Source organism: Psittacicella melopsittaci, assembly GCF_003585925.1.
Classification (GTDB): domain Bacteria; phylum Pseudomonadota; class Gammaproteobacteria; order Enterobacterales; family Psittacicellaceae; genus Psittacicella; species Psittacicella melopsittaci.
In genome coordinates, this window is the sequence record NZ_NRJH01000096.1 from 1 (window position 1) to 3256 (window position 3256).

General features: G+C 32.7%; 4 protein-coding genes. All 4 read left to right on the forward strand.

Features of this window, described 5'->3' with window-relative positions; genetic code table 11:
* Positions 1–461 (forward strand): nucleotidyl transferase family protein (locus CJP74_RS07945; protein WP_119497992.1); only part of this gene is annotated, 461 nt, incomplete at its 5' end.
* 171 nt (positions 462–632) lie between these two features.
* On the forward strand, positions 633–2114 hold the full coding sequence (gene panF, locus CJP74_RS07955; RefSeq protein WP_119497996.1) for a sodium/pantothenate symporter: 1482 nt from the start codon (positions 633–635) through the stop codon (positions 2112–2114).
* 4 nt (positions 2115–2118) lie between these two features.
* A complete protein-coding gene (gene prmA, locus CJP74_RS07960) occupies positions 2119–3021 on the forward strand; it encodes a 50S ribosomal protein L11 methyltransferase (protein WP_119497998.1) in 903 nt (300 codons plus the stop codon).
* Positions 3021–3256: tRNA-dihydrouridine synthase (locus CJP74_RS07965; RefSeq protein ID WP_222987068.1), on the forward strand; the 236-nt coding region annotated here is incomplete at its 3' end. The genes prmA and CJP74_RS07965, both read left to right, overlap by 1 nt.

The window sequence follows — 3256 nt, forward strand, 5'->3', positions numbered from 1 at the left end:
GTGCAGCTAAAACTTGTAATAAACTAATTATCCTAGTTATGGAAAACTATGGCAAAAAGTTTAACTTTAGCTCTGAACAACGTTTAGAATTAGTGCAAATTGCTTTAAATGAGTTGCAAATAGCAGATTGTCAGATAGAAGTTAAAATCTCTGATAAGCTTTTAATTGATGAGTATATTGCTTTAAATGCTGATTTTGTTGTGCGTGGTATTAGAAATACCGCAGATTTAGAATATGAAATGACTTATGAGAACATTAATAAAAATCTTTATCTAACTAAGTCTGCAACAAAAAGCTTTGAAGTAATGTATTTATTAGCTTCGGCTAATTTAACTCATATTTCTTCAACATCGGTGCGACAATTGCTAACCAATGAACAAAATTTTGCTAATTATGCTCAAGTATGGTTAGCTGATGTTGTTGCCCAAAAAATAAAAGAGTACTTTAATCATGTTAACTAAATTAATTATCCCCTTTTTCTTATATGTGCTTTTTTGGGTTATAAGTTTAGTATTTTTTGCTAATACACCTGGATTAATAAGCTCTTTTCCTCTATATTTTGAAATTGTAGGCTTTTATCTTCCTATAATTTTTATTGTTTACTTAATTTACATTTTCCTAAAAAGCAAATAATGAACCATTTAGCTATTTTAACTCCAATAATAATTTACTTTATCTCTCTAATTGCCTTTAACCTTTTTGTTAAATATAAAGATATTAAAGCCTTAAAAGGAAAAAAGGTTAACTTTATAAAAAACTATTCCCTTTCAGATCGTAAAATGACTGCCTTAGCTTTAGCTATGGGCTCGGCAAGTACCTATGCGTCAGCTTCGTCCTTTATAGGTGGTCCAGGTACGGCTTACTATTATGGTTTAGGTTGGGTGGTAATAGCCTTAATACAAGTACCTACCATGTGGTTTGTGTTTACGGTATTAGGCAATAGAATAAATAAATTTGCCAATGAGCATGGTTGTTCCACTGTAAATGAAGTACTTCTTGCTCGCTATAAAAGTCCATTTTTAGTAAACTTAACCAGTTTAATTCTCGTTCTCTGCTTTATTGCAAGTATTGTAGTGCAATTTATTGGTGCTGCTCGCTTACTTGAGGGGACGTTAAACATCGAGTATAAAACTGCCTTATTTAGTTTTGTTTCGGTAATTACCTTTTATACTTTTTTTGGTAACTTTAAAACCGTAAGTTATTCAGATATTCTCCAAGGCAGTATAATGTTCTTGGGCTCACTCTTTTTAATTTACTTTACCTTAAGTTATGTAGGTGGATTCGAGCAAGTTATTAATAACATTAAACAAACCGATGCTAAGCTTCTTGATCCGTTTAATGGAGTAATAACTCCGCAGCTGTATTTTAGCTTCTGGGTTTTAGTTTGTTTTGGTATTTTAGGTTTACCACAGACTGTTATCCGGACTATGTCATCACAAAGTCCTAAAGAGCGCTTAAAAGCAATTATTATTGCTACAGTGGTGTTATATGTAATCTTAATTGCTATGCACCTAGCTGGCTTTTTTGCTAATGGAATTATCCCTCGTGACACTATAAGTAGTCCGGATTTGGTAATTCCTAAGCTAATTACCATAGTTATGCATCCAATTTTAGGTGCTATATTTTTAATTGCTCCTATGGCTGCTATACTTTCAACTATTGATAGTATGTTAATTCAATGTACTTCGACTTTAGTTAATGACCTCTATTTAAATAATAAAAATAGATATTTCCCAACTCCTGAATTAACTGATAACGAGTATAGACGAGCACAAAATAAAGTAAGAATTATTGTGCGCTCAACCACCTTTTTAATTATTATCCTAGCCGTTACCTTTAGTATTAATCCACCAAATATTCTTATCTGGTTAAACCTTTTATCCTTTGGCGGATTACAAGCAACCTTCTTATGGCCAATAGTTTTAGGTTTATTTGTTAAAAGCATTAACAAGTATTCTTCTATTGCTAGTGTGGTTGTAGGTATAGGCACTTATGCGATTTTAACCTTTACTAAATTCTCAATATTTGGTTTCCACCAAATTGTACCGTCTTTATTATTCTCATTAATTGCGGTATTATTAGTGCAGTTATTTACATCAAAAATTAAAGTATAAAATCATGTCTTGGATTCAAATTACCGTAAAATTACATCTTGCTGACGATAAATATGCCGAAAGAATAGCTTCAGAATTAGATAATTATGGAGCAATTTCGACAACATTTATGGATAATCAAGATGATCCAATTTTTGAGCCTGAACTAAATAAAATTGAGTTATGGCCAAATACCAATGTAGTAGCCTTATTTGAAAATGATGTTGATGCTCAACAAATAATTGATAATTTAAAAACTTATCTAAAAGTAACTGAGTTAGATTATGAAGTTGAAGTAATCGAAGATCAAGATTGGGTTAGAGTATGGATGGATCAGTTCCACCCTATGAAGTTCGGAGAAAAGCTTTGGATATGCCCTTCAAATCAACAAGTAGATGAAGAAGGAGCTGTAGTAGTTGACCTAGATCCAGGCTTAGCTTTTGGTACAGGGACTCACCCTACAACACGTATGTGTTTACAATATTTAGATAGCCTAGCTGTAACTAATGCCTTACAAGATAAGGTTATTATAGATTATGGTTGTGGTTCTGGGATTCTAGGCATAGCTGCGGTTAAACTTGGGGCAAAAATGGCTTATTGTGTCGACATAGATCCACAAGCGATTGAAGCAACGGTTTCTAATGCGAAAAACAATCAAGTGAGCGATAAAATTAAACCATTTTTAGTTGAAGATTTTGCCAAAGAAAATATTCTTGGCGATATCACTCTAGCAAATATTCTTGCTGGTCCTTTAGTTGAATTAGCTCCAACCTTAGCTCAGCTAACTAAAAAAGACGGTTTACTAGCTTTATCTGGAATTCTAGATATTAAAGAAAAAGACATAGTTACAGCTTATAGTCCAAACTTTAATATAGATGCTATAGCCCATGATGAAGAGTGGATTCGTGTTACAGGTAAGAAAAAATAATGACGAATAAAGGCTTTTATATTGGTAATAATTATATCAAGAATAATATAGCCTTGGCTCCTATGGCAGGAGTTAGTGATGTTCCTTACCGCCATATACATTTAAAACAGGGCATTGGCTATGCTGTTTCAGAGATGGTTTTAGCCAATGCTCAATTTTTAGCTCAAGGCAAAAGTATTGAACATTTAAATTTGCAAGACTATAAAGACAGTTTATATGCCCAGTTGCAAGTGCC